The 20,347-nt window shown below is 61.8% G+C and carries 19 protein-coding genes; 6 read left to right on the forward strand and 13 right to left on the reverse strand.

The genetic code is table 11. The features are described from left to right. Positions 1-198 precede the first annotated feature (198 nt). Positions 199-2,016: a translational GTPase TypA gene (typA, locus tag Q0899_RS15135; protein ID WP_299193865.1), complete on the forward strand. Its 1,818-nt coding sequence runs from the start codon at positions 199-201 to the stop codon at positions 2,014-2,016. Between the two features lie 111 nt (positions 2,017-2,127). Here the strand turns inward: typA and hutU are convergent, their stop codons facing one another. Genes hutU through hutI form a run of 4 tightly spaced genes read right to left on the reverse strand, consistent with a single transcriptional unit; the run spans position 2,128 to position 7,320 of the window. Next, entirely contained in the window at positions 2,128-3,798 is a 1,671-nt protein-coding gene (hutU, locus tag Q0899_RS15140) for a urocanate hydratase (RefSeq protein WP_299193868.1), read from the reverse strand. Further along, positions 3,795-4,592 carry an N-formylglutamate deformylase gene (gene hutG, locus Q0899_RS15145; RefSeq protein ID WP_299193869.1) on the reverse strand — a complete coding sequence of 266 codons (798 nt, stop codon included), beginning with the start codon at positions 4,590-4,592 and terminating at the stop codon, positions 3,795-3,797. Before hutG ends, hutU begins: the two co-directional genes overlap by 4 nt. Further along, the gene (hutH, locus tag Q0899_RS15150; RefSeq protein ID WP_299193871.1) at positions 4,589-6,130 is read right to left on the reverse strand and encodes a histidine ammonia-lyase; all 1,542 of its coding nucleotides are present in this window, start codon (positions 6,128-6,130) and stop codon (positions 4,589-4,591) included. Before hutH ends, hutG begins: the two co-directional genes overlap by 4 nt. Continuing rightward, the gene (gene hutI, locus Q0899_RS15155; RefSeq protein WP_299193873.1) at positions 6,127-7,320 is read right to left on the reverse strand and encodes an imidazolonepropionase; all 1,194 of its coding nucleotides are present in this window, start codon (positions 7,318-7,320) and stop codon (positions 6,127-6,129) included. Before hutI ends, hutH begins: the two co-directional genes overlap by 4 nt. A 76-nt stretch (positions 7,321-7,396) precedes the next feature. Between hutI and Q0899_RS15160 the strand changes: the two genes are divergently transcribed. Continuing rightward, entirely contained in the window at positions 7,397-8,761 is a 1,365-nt protein-coding gene (locus tag Q0899_RS15160; RefSeq protein ID WP_299193875.1) for a formimidoylglutamate deiminase, read from the forward strand. Further along, positions 8,758-9,459 (forward strand): GntR family transcriptional regulator, encoded by a 702-nt coding sequence (locus tag Q0899_RS15165; RefSeq protein WP_298295402.1) that lies wholly within the window; start codon positions 8,758-8,760, stop codon positions 9,457-9,459. The genes Q0899_RS15160 and Q0899_RS15165 overlap by 4 nt, the downstream gene beginning before the upstream one ends. Before the next feature lie 27 nt (positions 9,460-9,486). On the opposite strand, the gene Q0899_RS15170 is transcribed toward Q0899_RS15165, so the two are convergent. The 4 genes from Q0899_RS15170 to Q0899_RS15185 are packed head-to-tail and all read right to left on the reverse strand — an operon-like array spanning position 9,487 to position 12,748. Continuing rightward, a complete protein-coding gene (locus tag Q0899_RS15170) occupies positions 9,487-9,753 on the reverse strand; it encodes a hypothetical protein (protein ID WP_298295404.1) in 267 nt (88 codons plus the stop codon). 46 nt (positions 9,754-9,799) lie between these two features. Beyond that, positions 9,800-10,852, reverse strand: a complete 1,053-nt coding sequence (locus Q0899_RS15175; RefSeq protein WP_299193877.1) for a hypothetical protein — start codon at positions 10,850-10,852, stop codon at positions 9,800-9,802. Next, the gene (locus tag Q0899_RS15180; RefSeq protein ID WP_298361495.1) at positions 10,849-11,259 is read right to left on the reverse strand and encodes a hypothetical protein; all 411 of its coding nucleotides are present in this window, start codon (positions 11,257-11,259) and stop codon (positions 10,849-10,851) included. The genes Q0899_RS15175 and Q0899_RS15180 overlap by 4 nt, the downstream gene beginning before the upstream one ends. A 4-nt stretch (positions 11,260-11,263) precedes the next feature. After that, positions 11,264-12,748, reverse strand: coding sequence for an FAD-binding oxidoreductase (locus Q0899_RS15185; protein WP_299193879.1), 1,485 nt, complete (start codon positions 12,746-12,748; stop codon positions 11,264-11,266). 145 nt (positions 12,749-12,893) lie between these two features. Here Q0899_RS15185 and Q0899_RS15190 point away from each other — a divergent pair, with 145 nt between their 5' ends. Further along, positions 12,894-13,346 (forward strand): VOC family protein, encoded by a 453-nt coding sequence (locus tag Q0899_RS15190; protein ID WP_299193881.1) that lies wholly within the window; start codon positions 12,894-12,896, stop codon positions 13,344-13,346. 109 nt (positions 13,347-13,455) lie between these two features. Here the strand turns inward: Q0899_RS15190 and yaaA are convergent, their stop codons facing one another. Together yaaA and recQ are read right to left on the reverse strand one after the other, a co-directional pair. Next, positions 13,456-14,250, reverse strand: a complete 795-nt coding sequence (gene yaaA / locus Q0899_RS15195) for a peroxide stress protein YaaA (RefSeq protein ID WP_298361500.1) — start codon at positions 14,248-14,250, stop codon at positions 13,456-13,458. Positions 14,251-14,308: 58 nt separating this feature from the next. Next, positions 14,309-16,348 carry a DNA helicase RecQ gene (gene recQ, locus Q0899_RS15200; RefSeq protein ID WP_298295417.1) on the reverse strand — a complete coding sequence of 680 codons (2,040 nt, stop codon included), beginning with the start codon at positions 16,346-16,348 and terminating at the stop codon, positions 14,309-14,311. Positions 16,349-16,559: 211 nt separating this feature from the next. On the opposite strand from recQ, the gene Q0899_RS15205 reads away from it, so the two are divergent. Continuing rightward, positions 16,560-17,582, forward strand: a complete 1,023-nt coding sequence (locus Q0899_RS15205; RefSeq protein WP_299193883.1) for a TRAP transporter substrate-binding protein — start codon at positions 16,560-16,562, stop codon at positions 17,580-17,582. A gap of 71 nt (positions 17,583-17,653) precedes the next feature. Here Q0899_RS15205 and Q0899_RS15210 read toward each other — a convergent pair whose 3' ends face one another. The 3 genes from Q0899_RS15210 to Q0899_RS15220 are packed head-to-tail and all read right to left on the reverse strand — an operon-like array spanning position 17,654 to position 19,757. After that, positions 17,654-17,998, reverse strand: a complete 345-nt coding sequence (locus Q0899_RS15210; protein ID WP_299193885.1) for a hypothetical protein — start codon at positions 17,996-17,998, stop codon at positions 17,654-17,656. Then, positions 17,995-18,555 carry a 16S rRNA (guanine(966)-N(2))-methyltransferase RsmD gene (gene rsmD / locus Q0899_RS15215; protein ID WP_299193887.1) on the reverse strand — a complete coding sequence of 187 codons (561 nt, stop codon included), beginning with the start codon at positions 18,553-18,555 and terminating at the stop codon, positions 17,995-17,997. The genes Q0899_RS15210 and rsmD overlap by 4 nt, the downstream gene beginning before the upstream one ends. After that, positions 18,552-19,757 (reverse strand): FAD/NAD(P)-binding oxidoreductase, encoded by a 1,206-nt coding sequence (locus Q0899_RS15220; protein ID WP_299193889.1) that lies wholly within the window; start codon positions 19,755-19,757, stop codon positions 18,552-18,554. The genes rsmD and Q0899_RS15220 overlap by 4 nt, the downstream gene beginning before the upstream one ends. A gap of 86 nt (positions 19,758-19,843) precedes the next feature. Here Q0899_RS15220 and Q0899_RS15225 point away from each other — a divergent pair, with 86 nt between their 5' ends. Further along, a complete protein-coding gene (locus Q0899_RS15225; protein ID WP_298361510.1) occupies positions 19,844-20,332 on the forward strand; it encodes a peroxiredoxin in 489 nt (162 codons plus the stop codon). The last annotated feature ends 15 nt before the right edge of the window (positions 20,333-20,347 follow it).

Raw genomic sequence — 20,347 nt, forward strand, 5'->3', positions numbered from 1 at the left:
ATTGAGCGCCTGCGCGCGCATTTTTCTAGGAGATATCGGCAGGCGCGTTGCTCTTTCGAGGGGGTGTCGCTCTGCCTAGACGTGGTTTGAGTATTTTGGCCAAAACGAAGCCCGATTGCCGCATCTCTGTGTAAGGGCTGGCCTTTGTAGGGCGTATCGGTTAGGTGCGCGCAACACTTCCATTCAAGGTTAGATCTCATGGACCTTCGCAATATTGCGATCATCGCGCACGTTGACCACGGCAAGACCACGCTGGTGGACGAATTGTTGAAACAGTCGGGTTCGTTCCGGGAAAATCAGGCTGTGGCCGAGCGGGCGATGGACAGCAACGATCTGGAGCGGGAGCGCGGGATCACCATTCTGGCCAAGGCCACGTCAGTTGAGTGGAAAGGCATCCGCGTCAACATCGTCGACACGCCGGGTCACGCCGATTTTGGCGGCGAGGTGGAGCGCATCTTGTCGATGGTGGACGGGGTTGTGCTGCTGGTGGACGCGGCCGAAGGGCCGATGCCACAGACCAAGTTTGTGACCTCGAAAGCGCTTGCGCTGGGGCTGCGCCCGATTGTGGTGCTCAATAAGGTCGACAAACAGGACGCGGAACCGGATCGCGCGCTGGACGAGTGTTTTGATCTTTTTGCCAATCTTGGGGCGAATGACGATCAACTGGATTTCCCGTCCATGTACGCTTCTGGCCGGTCGGGCTGGGCAGATATGGAACTGGACGGCCCGCGCAAGGATTTGACCGCGTTGCTGGACCTGATCGTCGACCATGTGCCCGCGCCCGCACAGATGGCGGCGCGTGCCGAGCCGTTTCGGATGCTGGCCACGACGCTTGGGTCGGACCCGTTCATTGGCCGTTTGCTGACCGGGCGCGTGGAGAGCGGGACCCTGAAAGCTGGCGAGACCGTGAAGGCGTTGTCACGCGACGGGAGCAAGATCGAGCAGTTCCGCTGTACCAAGATCATGGCCTCGCGGGGCCTGAATTTCGAGGCGATTGATGTGGCTGAGGCCGGTGACATCGTGTCACTGGCCGGTATGTCGAAGGCAACCGTGGCGGACACGATTTGCGCGGTTGAGGTGGAAGACGCGATCCCGGCGCAGCCGATTGACCCGCCGACGATCACGGTGACATTTGGGATCAACGACTCGCCGCTGGCGGGCAAGGACGGCAAGAAGGTTCAGTCTCGGGTCATTCGCGACCGGCTGATGAAAGAGGCCGAAAGCAACGTCGCGATCAAAGTCACGGACACGCCGGGCGGCGACGCGTTTGAAGTTGCGGGCCGCGGCGAATTGCAAATGGGCGTGTTGATCGAAAACATGCGCCGCGAGGGGTTTGAACTTTCGATCTCGCGCCCGCAGGTGCTGTTTCAAGAGATTGACGGCGTGCGCCATGAGCCGGTCGAAGAGGTCACCATTGACGTGGATGACGAATATTCCGGGTCGGTGATTGAGAAGATCACCGGCGTTCGCAAAGGCGAGATGACGGAGATGAAACCGGCGGGCGCCGGCAAGACGCGGATCATTGCGCACGTCCCGTCGCGCGGGCTGATCGGGTATCACGGCGAGTTTCTGACCGATACGCGTGGGACCGGGGTTCTGAACCGGGTGTTCCATGAATGGGCGCCGCATAAGGGTGACATTCCGGGGCGGCGCGCCGGGGTTTTGATCTCTATGGAAAATGGCGTTTCGGTGGCCTACGCGATCTTCAACCTGGAGGACCGTGGGAAGTTTTTCGTAGGCAGTCAGGAGAACGTCTATCAGGGCATGATCATCGGCGAACATAGCCGGGAGAATGACCTGGAGGTGAACCCGCTGAAAGGCAAGAAGCTGACGAACGTGCGGGCTTCTGGCACGGATGAGGCAGTTCGGCTGACGACGCCGGTGCGCATGTCGCTGGAGGAGGCGATTGCCTACATCGATAATGACGAGCTGGTTGAGGTGACCCCGAATGCCATCCGTTTGCGCAAGCGCCATCTGGACCCGCATGAGCGGAAGAGGGCGTCTCGGCAGGCTTGATCTGTCTGGTATTTGAGTATTTTTTGCCAAAACGAAGCTGCATATGAGGACGCGTCCGCCACGGTGGGCGCGTCGCATTGGGCGGCCGCGCCTGTTTGGCAAACCCGCCCGTCAGTGGCCCAGAATGCCCGGCAGGTTGAGGCCGTTTTCCCGCGCGCAATCAAGCGCCATATCATAGCCTGCATCCGCGTGACGCATCACGCCGGTGGCCGGATCATTCCACAACACATTGGCAATCCGGCGGTCTGCGTCCTCGGTTCCGTCGCAGCAGATGACCATGCCCGAGTGCTGCGAGAAGCCCATGCCGACGCCACCACCGTGATGCAGCGACACCCATGTCGCACCGCCCGCCACATTCAGCATCGCATTGAGCAACGGCCAGTCTGATACAGCGTCAGAGCAGTCCTTCATCGCCTCGGTTTCGCGGTTTGGCGACGCAACAGAACCGCTGTCCAAATGATCGCGCCCGATCACGACAGGGGCGCTCAGCTCACCCGTGCGGACCATTTCGTTGAACGCCAAGCCCAGCTTGTGGCGCAGGCCGAGGCCAACCCAGCAAATGCGGGCGGGCAGGCCCTGAAATTCGATCCGCTCCCGCGCCATGTTCATCCAGTTGTGCAGATGCGGGTCCGCGATCAGGTCTTTGACCTTGGCGTCTGTCTTGTAGATGTCTTCGGGGTCGCCAGACAGGGCGCACCAACGGAAGGGGCCGATGCCGCGGCAGAATAAGGGGCGGATATAGGCGGGGACGAACCCGGGGAAGGCAAACGCGTTTTCCAGCCCTTCTTCCTGTGCCATCTGCCGGATGTTGTTGCCGTAATCCAGCGTCGGCACGCCTGCATTCCAGAAATTGACCATCGCGGCGACCTGCACTTTCATGGACGCGCGTGCCGCCTTTTCCACGCCTTTGGGGTCGGTCTCCTGTTTCCGGCGCCAATCCGCAACGGTCCAGCCTAGGGGGAGGTAGCCGTGAACGGGGTCGTGCGCGCTGGTCTGGTCGGTGACCATATCGGGTTTGATGCCGCGTCTGAGCAGTTCGGGAAAGACGCCGGCGGCATTGCCAATGAGGGCCACGGACTTCGCCTCGCCCACGGCGGTCCACTTGTTGATCATGGCCAATGCTTCATCCAGGTCATGCGTCTTTTCATCGACATAGCGGGTGCGCAGCCGGAAATCGGCGCGGGTTTCGTCGCATTCAACGGCTAGGCAACACGCGCCTGCCATGACGGCGGCCAAAGGCTGCGCGCCGCCCATCCCGCCCAGGCCGGCCGTCAGGATCCAGCGGCCCTTGAGGTTGCCCTCATAGTGCTGACGGCCAGCTTCCATGAAGGTTTCATAGGTGCCCTGCACGATGCCCTGGGTGCCGATGTAAATCCATGATCCGGCGGTCATCTGGCCATACATGGCCAGCCCCTTCTTATCGAGCTCGTTGAAGTGGTCCCAGGTCGCCCAATGCGGCACGAGGTTTGAGTTGGCGATCAACACGCGCGGGGCGTCCTTGTGGGTGTTAAACACACCAACAGGTTTGCCGGACTGCACAAGCAGCGTTTGGGTGTCTTCAAGGTCCTTGAGGGACGCGACGATGGCGTCAAAGTCCTCCCACGTGCGCGCGGCGCGGCCGATGCCGCCATAGACGACCAATTCATGGGGATTTTCAGCGACGTCAGGGTGCAGGTTGTTCATCAGCATCCGCATCGGCGCCTCCGTCAGCCAGCTCTTGGCGGTGATATCGGAACCGGTTGGGGGGTATATATCGCGCAGGTTATGGCGGGAATTTGTCATGTGAGGTCTCCGTTCAAAACGATGTGCGAGAGTTTGCCCAACAGGCGGGACAGCGGGCGACGCAGGCGCGTGGATTTTGCGGCGTCATAGGCCCAGGGGCTGGCTTCGGTTGTCAGGTAGGTGGACTGGGCAAGCTCCATTTGAATGGTGTGGATGCCGTTGCCCGGCTGGCCGTAGTGGCGCGTTGTCCACCCCCCTTTGAACCGCCCGTTTAGGACTGTGGTGTAGCCGTCTTCGGCGCGACACAATCCGTAGACAGCGGTTTCCAGCAGGCGGGCGCAGGTGTTGCCTTCATTTGTGCCGACGTTGAAATCGGGCAGCTTGCCGTCAAACAGGTGCGGGATTCTGCTGCGGATGGAATGGCAGTCAAAGAGGATCGCTACCCCATGCAGATCGCGGACGCGTTGCAATTCTTCCGTCATCGCGGCGTGGTAGGGCGCGTGATACGCGCGGCGGCGCGCGTCGACATCGGCAATTGTGGGCGGGATGTCCCAGATATCCTTGCCGTCGAAATCGGTCAGCGGCACCAGGGCGGTGGTGTTTTGCCCGGGATAAAGGCTCGCGCCGGACGGGTCGCGATTGGCGTCGATCACGTAGCGATGAAAGTTCGCGCGGACCGTGGTCGCGTCCGACAGCAACCCGTCATAAAGCTGGTCGGTATGCCAGTCAGTATCCGACAGCTGGCGTCCGTTTTGGTTCAGCTTGGCCGCGATGTCTTCGGGCACGAACGTTCCGGTATGCGGCAGGCCCAGAACGATCGGGCCTGTGCCCTGTTTGACGCTGACCGGGGTCATTCGGCCCATCCCTGCACGTAGGCTGGCAAATCTGCGGACGCGACGAAAACCCCGGTTTCAACCAAGCCGGCGGCCGCTTCGATTGACGGGGCCAAATGACGATCTTCGACGATTGCCGGCACTTTGCCACGCAGCACGGACATCGCCGTTTTCAAAGGGGCGCTGGTGTGCAACGGCGCGCGAAACTCAATTCCCTGCGCGCCGCACATGGCCTCGACACCTAGGATCACGTTCAGGTTCTTGTTCATACGCAACAGCCGGCGGGCCGCATGGGCGGCCATGCTGACGTGATCTTCCTGGTTGGCCGAGGTGGGGGTGCTGTCCGTGGTGCAGGGATTGGCGAGATGTTTGTTTTCGCTCATCAGGGCGGCTGTCGTCACCTCGGCAATCATCAGACCGGAGTTCAGGCCCGGGTCTGGGGTTAGGAACGGTGGCAGATCGAATGACAAGGTCGGATCGACCATAAGCGCCACCCGACGTTGTGCAATTGCGCCGATCTCGGAAATGGCCACGGCGATTTGGTCCGCCGCAAAGCCCACCGGCTCGGCATGGAAGTTTCCACCAGAAACCACCAGATCATCATCCACCAACACCAGCGGGTTGTCGGTGACCGCATTTGCCTCGATTTCAAGGGTCCGTGCCGCAAAATGCAGAAGGTCCATTGCCGCCCCGGTCACCTGCGGCTGGCATCGAATGCAGTAGGGGTCCTGCACCCGGCTATCGCCGTCCACATGGCTTTCGCGGATCTGCGAGCCTTCCATCAGGGCCCGCTGGGCACGGGCCACGGCAATCTGTCCTGCGTGCCCCCGCAGCGTATGGATCGCGTCCTCCAAAGGGGCGGTCGATCCCATAATGGCGTCCGTAGAAAGCGCGCAGGTCAGCACGCTGGTTGCTGCATTGCGCCAAGCGCCCCACAGGCCCACCAAGGCGCAAGCCGTTGAGAATTGCGTGCCGTTTATCAGGGCAAGGCCTTCTTTTGGGCCAAGCACGATTGGTGCGATGCCCGCTTGGGAGAGGGCTTCGCCGGCAGGCATTCTTGTGCCATCAAAAATGGCTTCGCCTTCGCCAATCATCGCGGCGGCCATATGGGCCAGCGGCGCCAGATCGCCGGAAGCCCCAACAGACCCTTGGGAGGGGATCACGGGCGTAACCCCCTTTTCCAGCATGTCCTGGATCATCTCGACTGTGGTCATCGCGACGCCGGATGCGCCGCGCCCAAGCGACAACAGTTTGAGGACCATCATCAGGCGCGTGGTCGCTTCGTCCAACGCCTCGCCCACGCCGCAGCAATGCGACAGGATGAGGTTGCGCTGCAGCGTGGCCACGTCCTTGGCCGCGATCTTGACGCTGGCGAGTTTTCCGAACCCCGTATTCACACCGTAGACGGCGGCATCACCATTGGCGGCATGTGACACAAGCGCCTGGGCCGCATGGATGCCGGCATAAGATGACGGGTCCAGAACAACGGCGTGGGTGTTTGACCAGATGTCGTGCAACTGCTCGAGCGTTGCCATGCCGGGCGTGAGTGTGACGGTCATAGCGACCCTTTGTAGATGCGGTGGTGAAGCGGGTTGAACCCGATGCGATAGGCGAGCTCTGCCGGGTGGCTGACATCCCAGACGCAAAGGTCGGCAGAGGCGCGCGGAACAATCCTGCCGCAATCCAATGCGCCAAGCGCCGCAGCCGCATGGGCCGTCACACCCAGCAACGCTTCGAGCGGTGTCATGCGAAACAGGGTGCAGGCCATGTTCATGGACAGCAGCAATGATGTCAGCGGTGACGAGCCGGGATTGCAGTCAGTGGCCAAGGCCATCGGCACGCCATGGTTGCGGAAAGACTGGATAAGGGGGCTTTGGGTTTCACGCAGGGTATAGAAGGCCCCCGGCAGCAGCGCGGCGACGGTCCCGGCCTTTGCAAGCGCCTGAGCATCTGCGTCAGTCGCGTATTCAACATGATCCGCACTAAGCGCGCCGTATTTTGCAGCCAGCCGCGTGCCGCCGCTGTGGGACAGCTGCTCGGCGTGCAGCTTGACCGGCAATCCCAGCTCAACCGCGACGTCAAACACACGGGCAATCTGCGCGATGTCAAACGCGATCCCTTCGCAGAACCCGTCAACGGCGTCGACCAACCCCTCGGCATGAGCCGCGCGAAGTGTCGGGATGCAGATCTCGTCAACATAGGCATCCGTCCGGCCAATGAATTCAGGGGGCACCGCATGGGCACCAAGAAAGCTGGTGCGGGTGCCGATGGGCCGGGCTTTCGCGATCTGGCGGGCGACGCGCAGCATTTTCAGCTCGGTCTCTTGATCGAGGCCGTATCCGGATTTGACCTCGATCAGCGTGACGCCTTCGGCGATCAGCGCGTCCACACGCGTCAAAGCGTCGGCCAGCAACCGCTTTTCCGATGCTGCGCGGGTTGCGGCCACGGTGGAGACGATCCCACCTCCCGCGCGGGCAATCTCTTCATAGCTGGCACCGTTCAGCCTCCGCTCGAACTCTGCCGCGCGGTTGCCGCCAAACACCACATGGGTGTGGCAATCAATCAGCGCGGGGGTGACAAGCCTACCGCCCAAATCATGTTCGGGGCCGGTCCGGTAACTGTCGGGCACGTCGTCAGCGCGGCCGACCCACGCGATGCGTGCACCCTCAATCGCGATCGCTCCATCGGCGATCAGACCATATCCGTGATCGTCTTGCAGGGTCGCAACGTGGGCGTTCGTGAGGAGCATGAGACCGACTCGCTTGCTAAAATTCACTCATAATGTTTTTATGTGCGTACATAATAACCTGTCAAGCGGAGCGACAATGACCACGATTTGGGCCGAAACCGCATTGTTGCCGGGTGGGTGGGCATCCGGCGTTTCCATCGACATAGATGCCGATGGATGGATCAGTGCGGTTCAGCCGAATACAACCGCCAATGGGATGCGCGTGCCGATGCTGTTGCCCGCCCCAGTCAACGTGCACAGCCACGCGTTTCAGCGCGCCATGGCAGGGCTGACCGAACGCCGTGGCCCGGACCCAACCGACAGCTTCTGGACTTGGCGGCAGTTGATGTTCCGCTTCCTTGATCGCCTGACGCCCGACCATGTCGAAGCCATCACCGCCTTTGTGCAGATGGAGATGCTGGAAGCCGGTTACGGCGCATCGGTCGAATTTCATTACCTGCACCACCAGCCGGGTGGGACGCCCTACGACAATATTGCCGAGATCTCAGAACGGGTTATGGCCGCGGCCAATCAGACGGGAATGGGGCTATGTTTGTTGCCTGTCCATTACCAGTATGGTGGGTGTGATCAGCGCGACCTGACGGCGGGCCAGATCCGGTTTGGTAATACGTTCGAGCGGTTCCAGACGCTTCACAGTGTTGCGTCCTGCGGGATCAGCGCTGCCTCGAGTGACGCGTCCATTGGTGTGGCCCCTCATTCGTTGCGGGCCGTGGGGATCGCCGATCTCAAGGCCTATGGCACCGCCTTCCCGAGCGGGCCAATCCATATGCACCTTGCGGAACAACGGGCCGAGGTTGAGCAGGTTGAACAGGCATGGGGTGCCCGCCCGGTGGCTTGGGCTTTGGATAACATGGGATTGGATGCGCGCTGGTGCCTCATTCACTGCACGCAGATGACCCCAACCGAGACCGTGGCGCTCGCCCGCTCCGGCGCCGTCGCCGGTCTTTGCCCGATGACGGAAAGCAGCCTCGGCGACGGCATATTTGACGGGGTGCGGTGGACGGACAATTCAGGCGCCATTGCCATCGGTTCCGACAGTAACATCCGCGTCTCACTGAGTGAGGAATTGCGCACGCTGGATTACTCACAACGTCTCAGGGATGGCACGCGCGCAGCGTTTGCGTCGCATCACAAGTCCACGGCAAGACGTCTGTTCGACGAAATAGTAGCCGGTGGCGCACAGGCTTCAGGGCGCCGCACCGGGCGGATTGAACCCGGACACTGGGCGGATATGTTTGCATTGGATACGGCGTCTGAGCATCTTTGGGGCCGTGTGCGGGACACCGCCTTGGATTCCTGGCTTTTTGCGGGGGACGACCGCTTGGTGACGGATGTTTGGTCCGCTGGCCGGCATATGGTAAGGGGCGGTGAACACGTCCGGCGCGCTCAGATCGTCGCCGGGTACAAGCGGACAATTGACGCCTTGAAAGATGCCCTATGACCTTGCCCACCTTTCGCAACTGGCAAAGCGTGCAGGACGAGGTCTTGCGGCGCATTCATGCACGCGAGTGGTCGCCGGGTGAGCTGATCCCGAACGAGGCGGATTTGGCAATCGAATTCGGGTGCGCCCGTTCGACGGTGAACCGCGCGTTGCGCTCTCTGGCCGATAGCGGTCTGTTGGACCGCAGGCGCAAGGCCGGCACCCGGGTTGCGGCCCAGCCGGTGGCAAAGGCGACGCTCGATATCGCCGTGATCCGGCATGAGGTCGAAGAGCGCGGCGGCCGGTATGGCTACCAGCTCATCGAACGCAAAACTGCTGTACCGCCGCTCAGCACCAGCGGCGCGATGAAAACCAGGGCCGATGCGGCGTTGCTACATGTCCGTGCCCTTCATCTGGCGGATGACGGGCCATATGCAGTTGAAGATCGCTGGATCAATACAAACATCGTCCCGGATGCTCTCGACGAGACGTTTGAAGAGCTCAGCGCCAATGAGTGGTTGCTGAAACATGCGCCCTATACGCATGGCGATATTGCGTTCTCAGCAATTCAGGCGCTACCGGATGACGCCGATATTTTCGGCGTCCCGAAAGGCAGCGCTCTGTTCGCCATAGATCGGGTGACATGGGACAATGCCCTTTCGGTGACGAAGGTGCGTTTGCTTTTCTTGCCGGGCTACCAATTGCGCACAACCATCTAACGTCGGTTCTTTCTGACTGCCACGTGGCTATGCATTTTGCAGGTTAAGGCAGGTTTTCTTGCGGGCGGGAAGGACGAACCTCACGCCGGACTTGTAAAGGTTGCGGACGTAGTTTGGGTCCTCGCTGTAGACCACCAGTAGGGGACCCCTTGTGCCGATGATGGCAACATTGTCGGGAAGCGCGCGCGTCGTCGCGGGGATGACCGCCGTGTTGATCGTGCCCGGCACCATGGCGGCGGCGGCGATGGTGAGCCATGCCAGCAGGGCGGCGCTTAAGATCAGAAGGTGTTTCATGTGACGAACCGGCCCTCCGGGGGAGGTATTTTTGAAACAGTGATGGTCAATAGTCATAGATATGTTCAATGCCGCCGCGTTGACCGGCGAGAGTGTTGAGCGTCTGTGTGAGGCTCGGGACCTTGGTGGCGATAAGATAGCGGTTTTGCTCTGCAAAGCCCACGCGGGTGGTGGAGGAGATGATGTTTGCAGCGTCGGGTATCTCGGGCGGGGTGGCGCCCAGATAGCTGATGAGGATGTCGTCATTGCCCGCGATTTCGAGGAATTGCCCGTCGGCATTGGCGATGGTTTGGGCCAGCGTGGTGAAGACGCGGTAGCGGGCGACCTCGGCTATGAGGGTGTCCTCGGACTGGTCGATGAGCGTGACGTCCGGCAGGCTGGCGAGGTACGTGGCGTCGACGCCGGTGATGGCGACCTGCATACGCAGCTCGTCCGCACCGAGGCCAGCGGCGGCATTGGCGATCACCTTGGCGTATTGCGTCTTGGCCCCCCATTCGAGGCCGAGGGCGATGCGGCGTTCCCATCCCCGTGTTGCGACGGGCTCAGCGGCCCAAAGCTTTTCGGACCACGCGGGGAAGTCGTATTTGTACCACGGAACCTGCTGTAGGAAGGTCGCGTAGTCTTGGGCCATCTCGGCCTCGATACCGTCTTGCGGGGACGGGGCAAAGGCGGAGAACAGGCGACCTATGGTTTCCTCGTAGGCGGCTTTGAAGAGCATCTCCAACGTGAAGGACGCGCCGATGGTGTAGATGGTTGCTTTGGAGTTGAAGCCTGCCTCCCCCAATTGGTCGGCCTGTTCGGTCAACCCGCAGGTGGCGGACCAGAAGCCGGTGATGGCCGTGAGGTAGGGGAAGTTATGCGGGTGGCCTGTTTTCAGCGCTTCTGCGTAGCCTTCATAGGCGTAGACGATGTGCCATTCGGGGTAGACCATGTAGGTGCGCGCCTCGGGGCGTTGGTTGGCGGGGTCGGTGATGTATTGAGCCTGCTCTTGGGTAAGCGCCTCGCCGCGGCACATGGTTTCGACATAGAGGATGGGGCCCGCGATGATGAGGATCAGCAGCAGGAGCGACAGGCCCAACCATTTCAGCAGGCGCTTCATTTGCGGTCGAACATGAAGGCAGAGAACAGGGCGAAGCCGCCGAGAAAGAGGTGGGGCACGTTGGCGGCAAGCTTGATCAGGAAGCTGGGATATTCGTACCAGCCGTAGACGAAGATGCCGAAATCGAGATAGCCGGAGCCGGTCACAAGGCCCATGGCGCCGTCGGCAAGGTATAGCGCGCCGAACCATGTGAGGAAGATTTTCGACGCGCGATGAGAAATCAGCCCCGCCGCAAGCGCCCAGAGGCCGGAGGCCACGTGCAGGCTGTCGTCGAACAAATCAAGCGCGAAGACGCCAAAGGCGTTGCCGTTTTCGTCGATGATGCCGGGGATCGGCAGGTAGTTGAGGGACGCCGCAATAAACAGGGCGGCGGCGTATCCGAAGGCGATGATGCGGAGGGCGGTCATAGGTTTATGCCTTTGCGATGTAATTGTCCCAAAGCGCGTTGCGGAACAACAGCTTGGGGTCCATGGCGCGTTTCTTGGCCGCGAAGGGTCGCAGGCCGGGGTAGCCCGCCACGATCTGGTCCTGGCGCGCATGCAGGCGGTAGGGCAGGTAGTAGGTGCCGCCCAACCGGATGGCCGCGTCGATCAGGTTCTGGGTCATGCGGCGGGCGTCTTCTTCGGCGCGCAGCGACATTTCCTGGCTGAACAGCATCACTGCCGCGATGCGGTCGGTGGGGGCGTAGCTGAGCCAGCTTTCATGGTCGGGCTGCACATAGCGCAGGGTGATGTTCAACAGTTCCTGGTAGGAGCTTGGGATGATCTCGCGGCAGGCAGAGACGAAACTGCCGAAGTTTTCGGGCGCGATGAAGTATTCATGCAAGATGTCGGTACGGGTGGGGTCACGGTCGTCGAGCGTAATCACCGGCTCGTTCAGCAGCGTGTTGCGGGTGGTGTCGCCGCCGCCGATCCAGGGGCCCAGCTTGGCCTCGAACCACCAACGGCCATGCTTGGCGATGTCGCTGTCCACCTGCGCGCGGAAGATGTCGCGGGCGCGTTTGGACATCCAGCCGGAGCCGGGGGCTTGGGGGATGTCGGATTGGTCCGAGGTGGGGCGGTAGGTGATCATCATGGCGTCCTCAAGGAAACGGTCCTTGGAGATGTCCATGCGGCCATAGGCCATTTGTACGTTCGGGGTGCCCTTGATGGCTTGTACAAACTCGGGGCCGAAATTGAGTGGGTCTACGGTGGTGAATGTGGGTTCCAAACGGGCGTTGGGAACCATGGCGATCTCCATCTCGGTGATGACGCCGATCAGGCCGTAGCCGCCCATGGCGGCCAGAAAGATGTCGGCGTTTTCGTCACGCGAGCAGGTGATGAGTTGCCCGTCGGCAAGCATGATCTGGATGGAGCGGACCGTCGCCCCCATCGGGCCGAAGGGCACGGGCCAGCCATGGGCGTTGACGGAGTAGGTCGAGGCGACGCCGAAGTCGTTATTCGACTGCATGACCGCCGGAGAGAAGCCTTCGGCGTCGAGCCGGGCGATGACGGTGGACCAGCGGGTGCCAGCCCCAGTGCGGTAGGTGAGGTTGGTTTTGTCCAGTTCCAGCCAGTCATGCGCCATGGTGTAGGTGGTGCCTTGCCGTGCCATAGACTGCCCGCCCATAGAATGACGCGCGGCGGAGGCGATGACGGGGCGGCGGTTGGCCTCGGCGTCTTTCAACTCGGCGCGGAGGGCGGCGATGGACTTGGCGTCGAACTTGTCGGTGACGGTGATGTGCTTGGCCACGGGGGTCGGCGACAGCTCGGACGCGTCGTTGAGGATCAGCGGATCTGCAGGCGACGCAAGCCGAGTGCCCACGGGGATAGGGTCAGTGTAGTAACGCCGCGTGGCCCAGCCGCCGATGACGGCTCCGGTGCCCAAAAGGAAGGCTCTGCGCGTGGTCTTACTCATCGTCCCCGGGGTCCTCTTTTTTGGTCCCTTTTGCGTTTGGTCTTGTTCTGATCTGGGGGCTGCCTGACCAGAGTGAAAGGGTTAGTATCAGGTTAAAGGTAATATGGGGTGCGGGTCAAAGCCTGTCTCACACGGAGCTAGCGTGATGAAAGAAAATAGAAATTTCAAGGTGCGCGCCTTGGGCGAGATTGCGATCAGGTGCAACGATGTGGCGCCAATGGTGGCGTTTTATCGGGACGTGATCGGGTTGGAGCTGATGACCGAAGCGGACGCACCGATTGTGTTTTTCAAGATTGCCGAAGGGTTTGGCGGGCATACATCCGTGCTGGCCCTGTTTGGCAAGGCCGCGCCGGTGCGCCCCGGCCTGCACCCCACCGGCGAGGATCACGTCGAAACGGGGGCGAAGTCGTCGCTGCACCATATTGCGCTGAGCCTGCCATATGCTGAACAGGAGGCCGTTATGACCTGGTACGAGGCTATTGGGCAGCAATACCGGGTCGAGCTGTTTGAGTGGGTTGGCTGGCGCGGGGTGTTCACCACCGACCCTGAGGGCAACACGGTCGAGTTGGTTGCCTATGACGCGGCGTTGAAGGCTTGAGTTTCGCCGCAGCTGTGCTGCGTCGACCGGCTGGGGGTTTCACCCCCAGACCCCCGATTTATTGGGGGCCAGCCCCCATACCCCCGGCATATTTTAGGCAGAAAGAAGCCTAAGACGCTTCGCGGAAGGCATTGAGCGCCGCCTCGGATCGAAAGAAGACCGGGTTTTCGGGGGTCGATTGGTCCGGCTGATAGCTATAGCCACCCGTGTCGAAATCCTGAAGACCATCGGCCGAGGTGACCCGGTTCTGCACGATGAACCGCGCCATGGCGCCGCGCGCCTGTTTGGCAAAGAAGCTGACGATCTTGGGGCCGCCCGGTTTGTCTTCGAGGAAGGTGGGCGTGACAACGGTCAGGTTCAGCGCGTTCAGATCGACCGCGCCGAAATATTCCTGGCTGGCACAATTGACGAGCGTATCCGTTCCCTGTGCCTCGGCATCCTCGTTCAGCTTGAGCGCGATTTTGTCGCCCCAATAGTCGTAGAGGGTGTTTTTGCGGCCGGTCTTCAGGCGGCTGCCCATCTCAAGCCGGTAGGGTTGGATCGCGTCGCGGGGTTTCAGCAGGCCATAGAGGCCCGACAGGATGCGCAGATGGTCCTGAGCGTAGGCCATTTCATCGGCGTCCAGCGTTTTGGCCTCAAGCCCGGTATAGGTGTCGCCCGCAAAGCAGAGTGCGGCGGGTTTGGAATTGTCGGGCGTGGAGGCCGGTGCGAAGGCTTTGAACCGGTCATAGTTCAGCTTGGCCAGGCTGTCGGAGATCGACATCAGCGCGCCGAGTTTCTTCGCGCTGAGCCGGGAGGCGGATTTGGCCAGTAGGTTGGCGTCCTCCTGAAAATCGGGCAGCGTTGGGGCCAGGTCCGTGGCGGACATGTCGAGCTTTTTGGCGGGCGAGATGACGGTCAGCATTTGGAATATCCCCTTCGGTTGAGGCGTAATCTAGCGGGGTGCGGCGCGGCGTCCAGTGTTAGCTGTCGGCCAGCACTTCGAGAAACGCGTCGGCAAACCGATCAGCGCGGCGGTCGCCCAGGATGCGGGTCATGGCGGTGCGATCACGCGGCCTGGTTTCGGCGATCTTGGCCAACAGCGAGGCCGAGCAGGTGATCGGTTTGTCAAAGCCGCTTTCGCCGGTTTTCAGCCGGTTCTGGGCGTCGAGCAGCCGGTCGTAGATGGAGCCGGCATTGCCGCCGGCCAGCTTGCGCCGCGCAGGGTGCAGGGTTTCCGTTTCCGCACCGTTGATGACATCGAGGAACCCTTTGCCATAGTTTTGCAGCTTCTTCGCGCCGACGCCGGAGATGCGGGCGAAGTCATCCAGCGACGCGGGGCGTTTTTCCGCCATCTCGATCAGCGTTTTGTCGTTGAAGATGATGTAGGCGGGTACGCCCTGAGCCTCCGCAAAGGCGCGGCGCTTGGCCTTGAGGGCCGAGAGCAGCGGCGCATCCTCGTCGGAGACCAACGTGCGCACGCGCGGGCCTGAACGCCCTTTTACAATCGTATCGCGGCGCAGGGTGATTGAGGCCTCGTCCTTCAGGATGGGCCGCGCCTTGTCGGTCATGAACAGCGCGCCGTGGCGGTCGGGGTTTGGGCGGATCAGGTCATGGCCCTGCATCTGGCGAAACACGGCCTGCCATTCGCGTTTGTCCAGATCGTCGCCGACCCCGAAGGTGGGCAACTGATCGTGGCCACGCTGGCTGATCTTGTCGGTCGTGGTGCCGCGCAGGATGTCGATCAGGTGGCCCGCGCCGAACCACGCGTCGGTGCGCAGAATTGCGGACAACGCCTTGCGCACATGGGTGGTGCCGTCGAAGGTTTTGGGCGGGGTTTCGCACAGGTCGCAATTGCCGCAGGTGATCTCGGTCTCGCCAAAATAGCCAAGCAGCGCGTCACGGCGGCAGGTCAGGGCTTCGGCCAGCCCCAAAAGCGCGTTCAGCCGCGCGTGGTCGGCGATCTTGCGTTCCGCATCGGCCAGCCCCTCGTCAATTTGCTGACGGCGGAAACGGATGTCGTCGGCGCCGTACAATGTCAGCGTGTCGGCAGGCGCGCCGTCGCGGCCCGCGCGGCCGATTTCCTGGTAGTATCCCTCGATGGATTTGGGCAGGTCGGCATGCGCGACCCAGCGCACGTCCGGTTTGTCGACGCCCATCCCGAAGGCGATGGTGGCCACAACCACCAACCCGTCTTCGCGGGAAAAGCGGGTTTCCACCACGCGGCGGTCTTCGGGGTCCATGCCGCCATGGTAGTGGCAGGTCGAATGGCCGTCTTCGGTCAAGGCGCGGGCGAGGCTTTCGGTCTTGGCACGCGTGCCGCAATAGACGATGCCGGACTGGCCGCGGCGCGCATCGGCAAAGTCGAGGATCTGTTTGCGCGGCGAATTCTTGGCCTGAAAGGCCAGCGTCAGGTTGGGGCGGTCAAACCCGTGCAGGAAGGTGGTGGGTTGTTCGCCGTCAAACAGCCGGCCCACGATTTCCTGCCGCGTTTCAGCGTCGGCGGTCGCGGTGAAGGCGGCGAGCGGAACCTGCAAGGATTGGCGCAGTTGGCCTATGCGCAGGTAGTCGGGGCGGAAGTCGTGGCCCCATTGGCTGACGCAATGCGCCTCGTCCACGGCGATCAGGGTGACATTTGCGCGGCGCAGCATGTCTTGGGTGGCGGTTTTGGCCAGCCGTTCGGGGGCGAGGTAGAGCAGTTTCAATTCGCCTGCGCGCAGGGCGGCGAAGACCTCGTCCGATTCCTCTTCGGTGTTGCCGGAGGTCAGGCAACCCGCCGAGACCCCAGATGCCTTCAACGCGCGCACCTGATCGCGCATCAGCGCGATGAGTGGGGAAATAACGACCGTCAGCCCGTCGCGGTACAATGCCGGTAGTTGGAAGCACAGAGATTTGCCGCCGCCGGTGGGCATGATGGCGAGGGTGTTTTCGCCATTGCACACGGCTTCCACAATTTCGGCCTGGCCGGGGCGGAAGGCGTCGAATCCGAAGACATCGGACAGCAGATTGGTGGCGTCTAGCATGGGATGCGGGTGCCTGTTGGTGGTTTGTTTTATTGCTCGATTTTTATGGATCATCCCATATTACCATTGGGTGAACAAGACGAACGACCACTACATGTTGACGATTATTTGTTGCGAACCACTTGCAACTGACCGCGAAACCCCCACATATACGCTGCGACGCGGCGAGGATCGCGTCGTTGGCTCAGACTATATACGGGGGGTCCTTCAGATGACCTTTTTCCAAACAACAACCGCTGCTTTGATTGCATTGGCAACCACCTCGGGCGCGTTCGCCCAAGAGGTGACGCTGCGATTCCAGCATTTCGTGTCGCCAAAATCGGCAAACCCGACCTATTTCATGCAGCCTTGGGCTGACAAAATCGAGGCTGACTCGGGCGGCCGCATCAAGGTTGAACTGTACCCGTTCATGCAGTTGGGCGGCAAAGCGCCGAACCAGTATGATCTGATCCGCGACGGCGCGGTCGACGGCGGATGGGTGATCCCGGGCTATCAGCCGGGCCGTTTCCCCGAGGCCGAGGCGATGGAGCTGCCCTTCATGACGCCGAAATCCGGCGAACGGGCGTCTCGCGCGGCGTGGCAGTTTACCGAAAAACACCTGATGGACGACTTCAAGGACGTGAAACTGATCGCGGCACACATGCACGGGCCGGGCATCGTCCACAAAAAGGGCGCGTCCATTGCGTCGGTCGAGGATTTCGAGGGGCTGAAGCTGCGCGGCCCGTCGCGGCCCGCCACTTTGCTGCTCGACAAGATGGGGGCGACCCCGATTGGCATGCCGGTTCCGGCCTTCCCTGAAGCATTGTCGAAAGGTGTGGTCGATGGCGGGGTGATCACGTGGGAAATGTCGCCTTCGCTGAAGCTGAACGAGCTGACCGACAGCCACACCGACGTGGCGGGCGAGAAGGCGCTTTATAACCTCTACTTCATCTGGGCGATGAACCAGGCGAAATATGACAGCCTGCCGGACGACTTGAAGGCCGTGATTGACGCCAATTCCGGGATCGAGGCCAGCGGCTGGGCCGGGCGCGCCCATGACGAGGGCGACGTGGTCGGCCGCGAGGCAATGAAGGCTGATGGCAACGAGATTGCCGAGCTGAGCGAGGCGGAAACCGCCCGCATTCAGGAGCTCGGGAAAGAGGTAACCGCCGAGTGGATTGCCGAGTTGACCGAAAAAGGACTGGACGGCGCAGCCCTGGTCGAAGATGCGCGGGCGTTTGTCGCTGGGAACTGAGCCCCCGACGTGACTTGAGGCAAATGCAAACGCACAGAAAGGCCGCTGCAATGGCGGTCTTTCGCCGTTGGTTACTGTTTGCGAACGTCCATGTTGCGGAATGTCCCCTCTAGACCTTCCGCCCTTTGGCGGGAGGTCAGCGGCTGCGCCACGATGCCGCCGAAACGGGCTTCTGACAGGTAGACGTCGCGGTTGGAAATGAGGGCATAAAGGCCGCGGCAGCTGGTCCAGTCTTCGTCGCCCTCGTAGCGCCATTGAAAGCCGCCCGACATCGACTCGTTTTGGCACTGTACCACGCGTCCCGACCCGTTGGTCGCGCGGTTGCGGCAGTCATTGCAGAAGTGCCAGACATAGCGCGGCGTCGCTTTACGTTTGACGCCGCAGCCGGGGCAGAAATGGTCGGGCCAATCGCTCATGCCGGCTCCAACAGGGTGATATGGGTGCCGCCATAGGCGCGGGTGTCCAGCTGGGTGAATCCCGGCGGCGCAATTTGGGCAGAGGCTTCCTCCCAAACGATCAACGCGTCCGCGCCGATCCAGCCGTTTTGTTTGGCCTCCAGCAGGGCCTTTTGGCCGAGCGACTTGCCGTAAGGCGGGTCGAGCAGGATCAGGGTGAACGGTTTGTACGGGTTCGGCCCCAGTTTGGTGGCGTCTTTGCTGAGCACGGTGGTTTCCTCCGCCGCGCGCAATTTGGCGATGTTCTTGGACAGGATGCGAAAGGCCGGTTTGCCATTTTCCACGAAACACACACGTTCCGCCCCGCGTGACAGCGCCTCCAGCCCCAAAGCGCCGGTGCCCGCGAACAGGTCCAACACGCGGGCGTCCACAACAGGTGACCCGAACCGCCCACCTTCGAGCATGTTGAACAGGCTCTCGCGCACGCGGTCGGTGGTAGGGCGCAGATGGGCGGGATCGTCGCCTTGGCCAAGCTCTGTCAGGTGCGTGCCCCTGAAGCGCCCCGCGATGATCCTCATGCTTTGAGCAGGGCTTTCATATCCGTGCCCTGGTCGGCGATGACCTCTGGCGCGGGGTGTTTGCCAGCCTCAATCAGCCGCTTGCCGATCATGTAGTTGCGCGGGTCGTTCATCGCATCCACAGCCAGCAATTCGCGGCCCTTGTAATACCAGAAAGACGTGGCGTCGCCGTCCTCCCGTGTCACCACCATGTCATAACCGCTGTTCAGCCCGGCGATCTGCAGCTTGATGTCGAATTGGTCGGACCAAAACCACGGTTTGGGGTCGTAGTCCTTGCCTGCGTCCATGATGTTTTCCGCCACCAGCTCCGCCTGGTCAATCGCGTTGCCGACGCTTTCCATCCTGATCTGCGCCCCGCGATAGGGGAAGGAGGCGCAGTCGCCTGCCGCCCAGATGCCGGCAATCGATGTTTGTCCCCGCGCGTCGGTCTTGATGCCGTTGTCCAACGCCACACCGGCAGAGGCGGCCAGTTGGTCGTTCGGTGTGATGCCGACGCCAACAATGACGAAATCCACGTCAATCTCGGAGCCGTCGGTGAAGCGCGCGCCGGTGACGCGCCCCTCGCCTTTCAGCTGGTCCAGCCCGACGCCCTCGCGAATCTCAACGCCGTGCACGGTATGCAGGTCTCGGAAAAAGTCTGACGTCTGCTCTGCCGCCACACGCTGCAGGATGCGGTCGGCCATTTCCACGACGATGGCCTTGACGCCCAGCTTGGCGGCAACGGCGGCGGCCTCCAGCCCGATATACCCGCCACCCACGATCAATGCGCGGCGGCCGTCGCCGAATTCGGGGGCCATGGCGTCAACATCAGCCAGCGTGCGCACAACGTGCACGCCGTCCAATGTGCCGCCAATTTTGGCGGGCAAGGCGCGCGGGGTTGATCCGGTGGTGAACACAAGGTGGTCGTATGAAATCTGATCCCCGCCGACCGTCACGGTCTTCGCATTGGCGTCGATGCTGTCCACCGTCGCCCCCAGCCGCAAGGTGATGTTTTGTTCGTCGTAAAACGCCTCCGGCCGAAGGTAGAGCCGTTCTTCCTCCATCTCGCCCAGCAGGTAGGCCTTGGACAGGGGCGGGCGCTGGTAGGGGGGGACAGGCTCCTCGCCGATCAGGGTGATGTCGCCGTCAAACCCGAGGTTGCGCAGCTTGGCGGTCAGCGATGACCCCGCCTGACCTGCTCCAATCACAACAACATGCGTCACCGCACTTCCCCTTTTCCTGACTGGCCATTGCCTTGGGGGACCCTATATTCATCCCGAAGACAAACTCAATCAGGGAAAGAACCGTCATGACAATTTCTGTGGGCGACACACTGCCAGATGCCAACCTGCTGCGCATGGGCGCTGAAGGCCCGGAGGGCGTATCGCTGTCCAGCCTGACCAAAGGCCGCAAGGTCGTGATCTTCGGGCTGCCCGGCGCCTATACCGGCACCTGCACCTCGGCGCATGTGCCCAGCTTTATGCGCACCAAGGGCGATTTCGACGCCAAAGGCGTGGACGAGATCATTTGCGTGTCGGTCAACGACCCGTTTGTGATGGCCGCATGGGGCGAAAGCACAGGTGCAGCCGACGCGGGCCTGACCTTCCTGGGCGACGCCGCGTCCGAGCTGACCAACGCCATCGGAATGGCGTTTGACGCGCCACCTGCGGGGCTTCACGGCCGGTCCAAGCGATATGCGCTTTATGCCGAAGACGGCGTCGTCAAGGTGCTGCAGGCCGAGGAAAGTCCGGGCGTCTGCGAAACCTCCGGCGGGGAGGCGCTGCTGGCCTCGATCTAGGCGCGACCCCATTGA

It is taken from the genome of uncultured Litoreibacter sp. (assembly GCF_947501785.1).
GTDB lineage: Bacteria > Pseudomonadota > Alphaproteobacteria > Rhodobacterales > Rhodobacteraceae > Litoreibacter.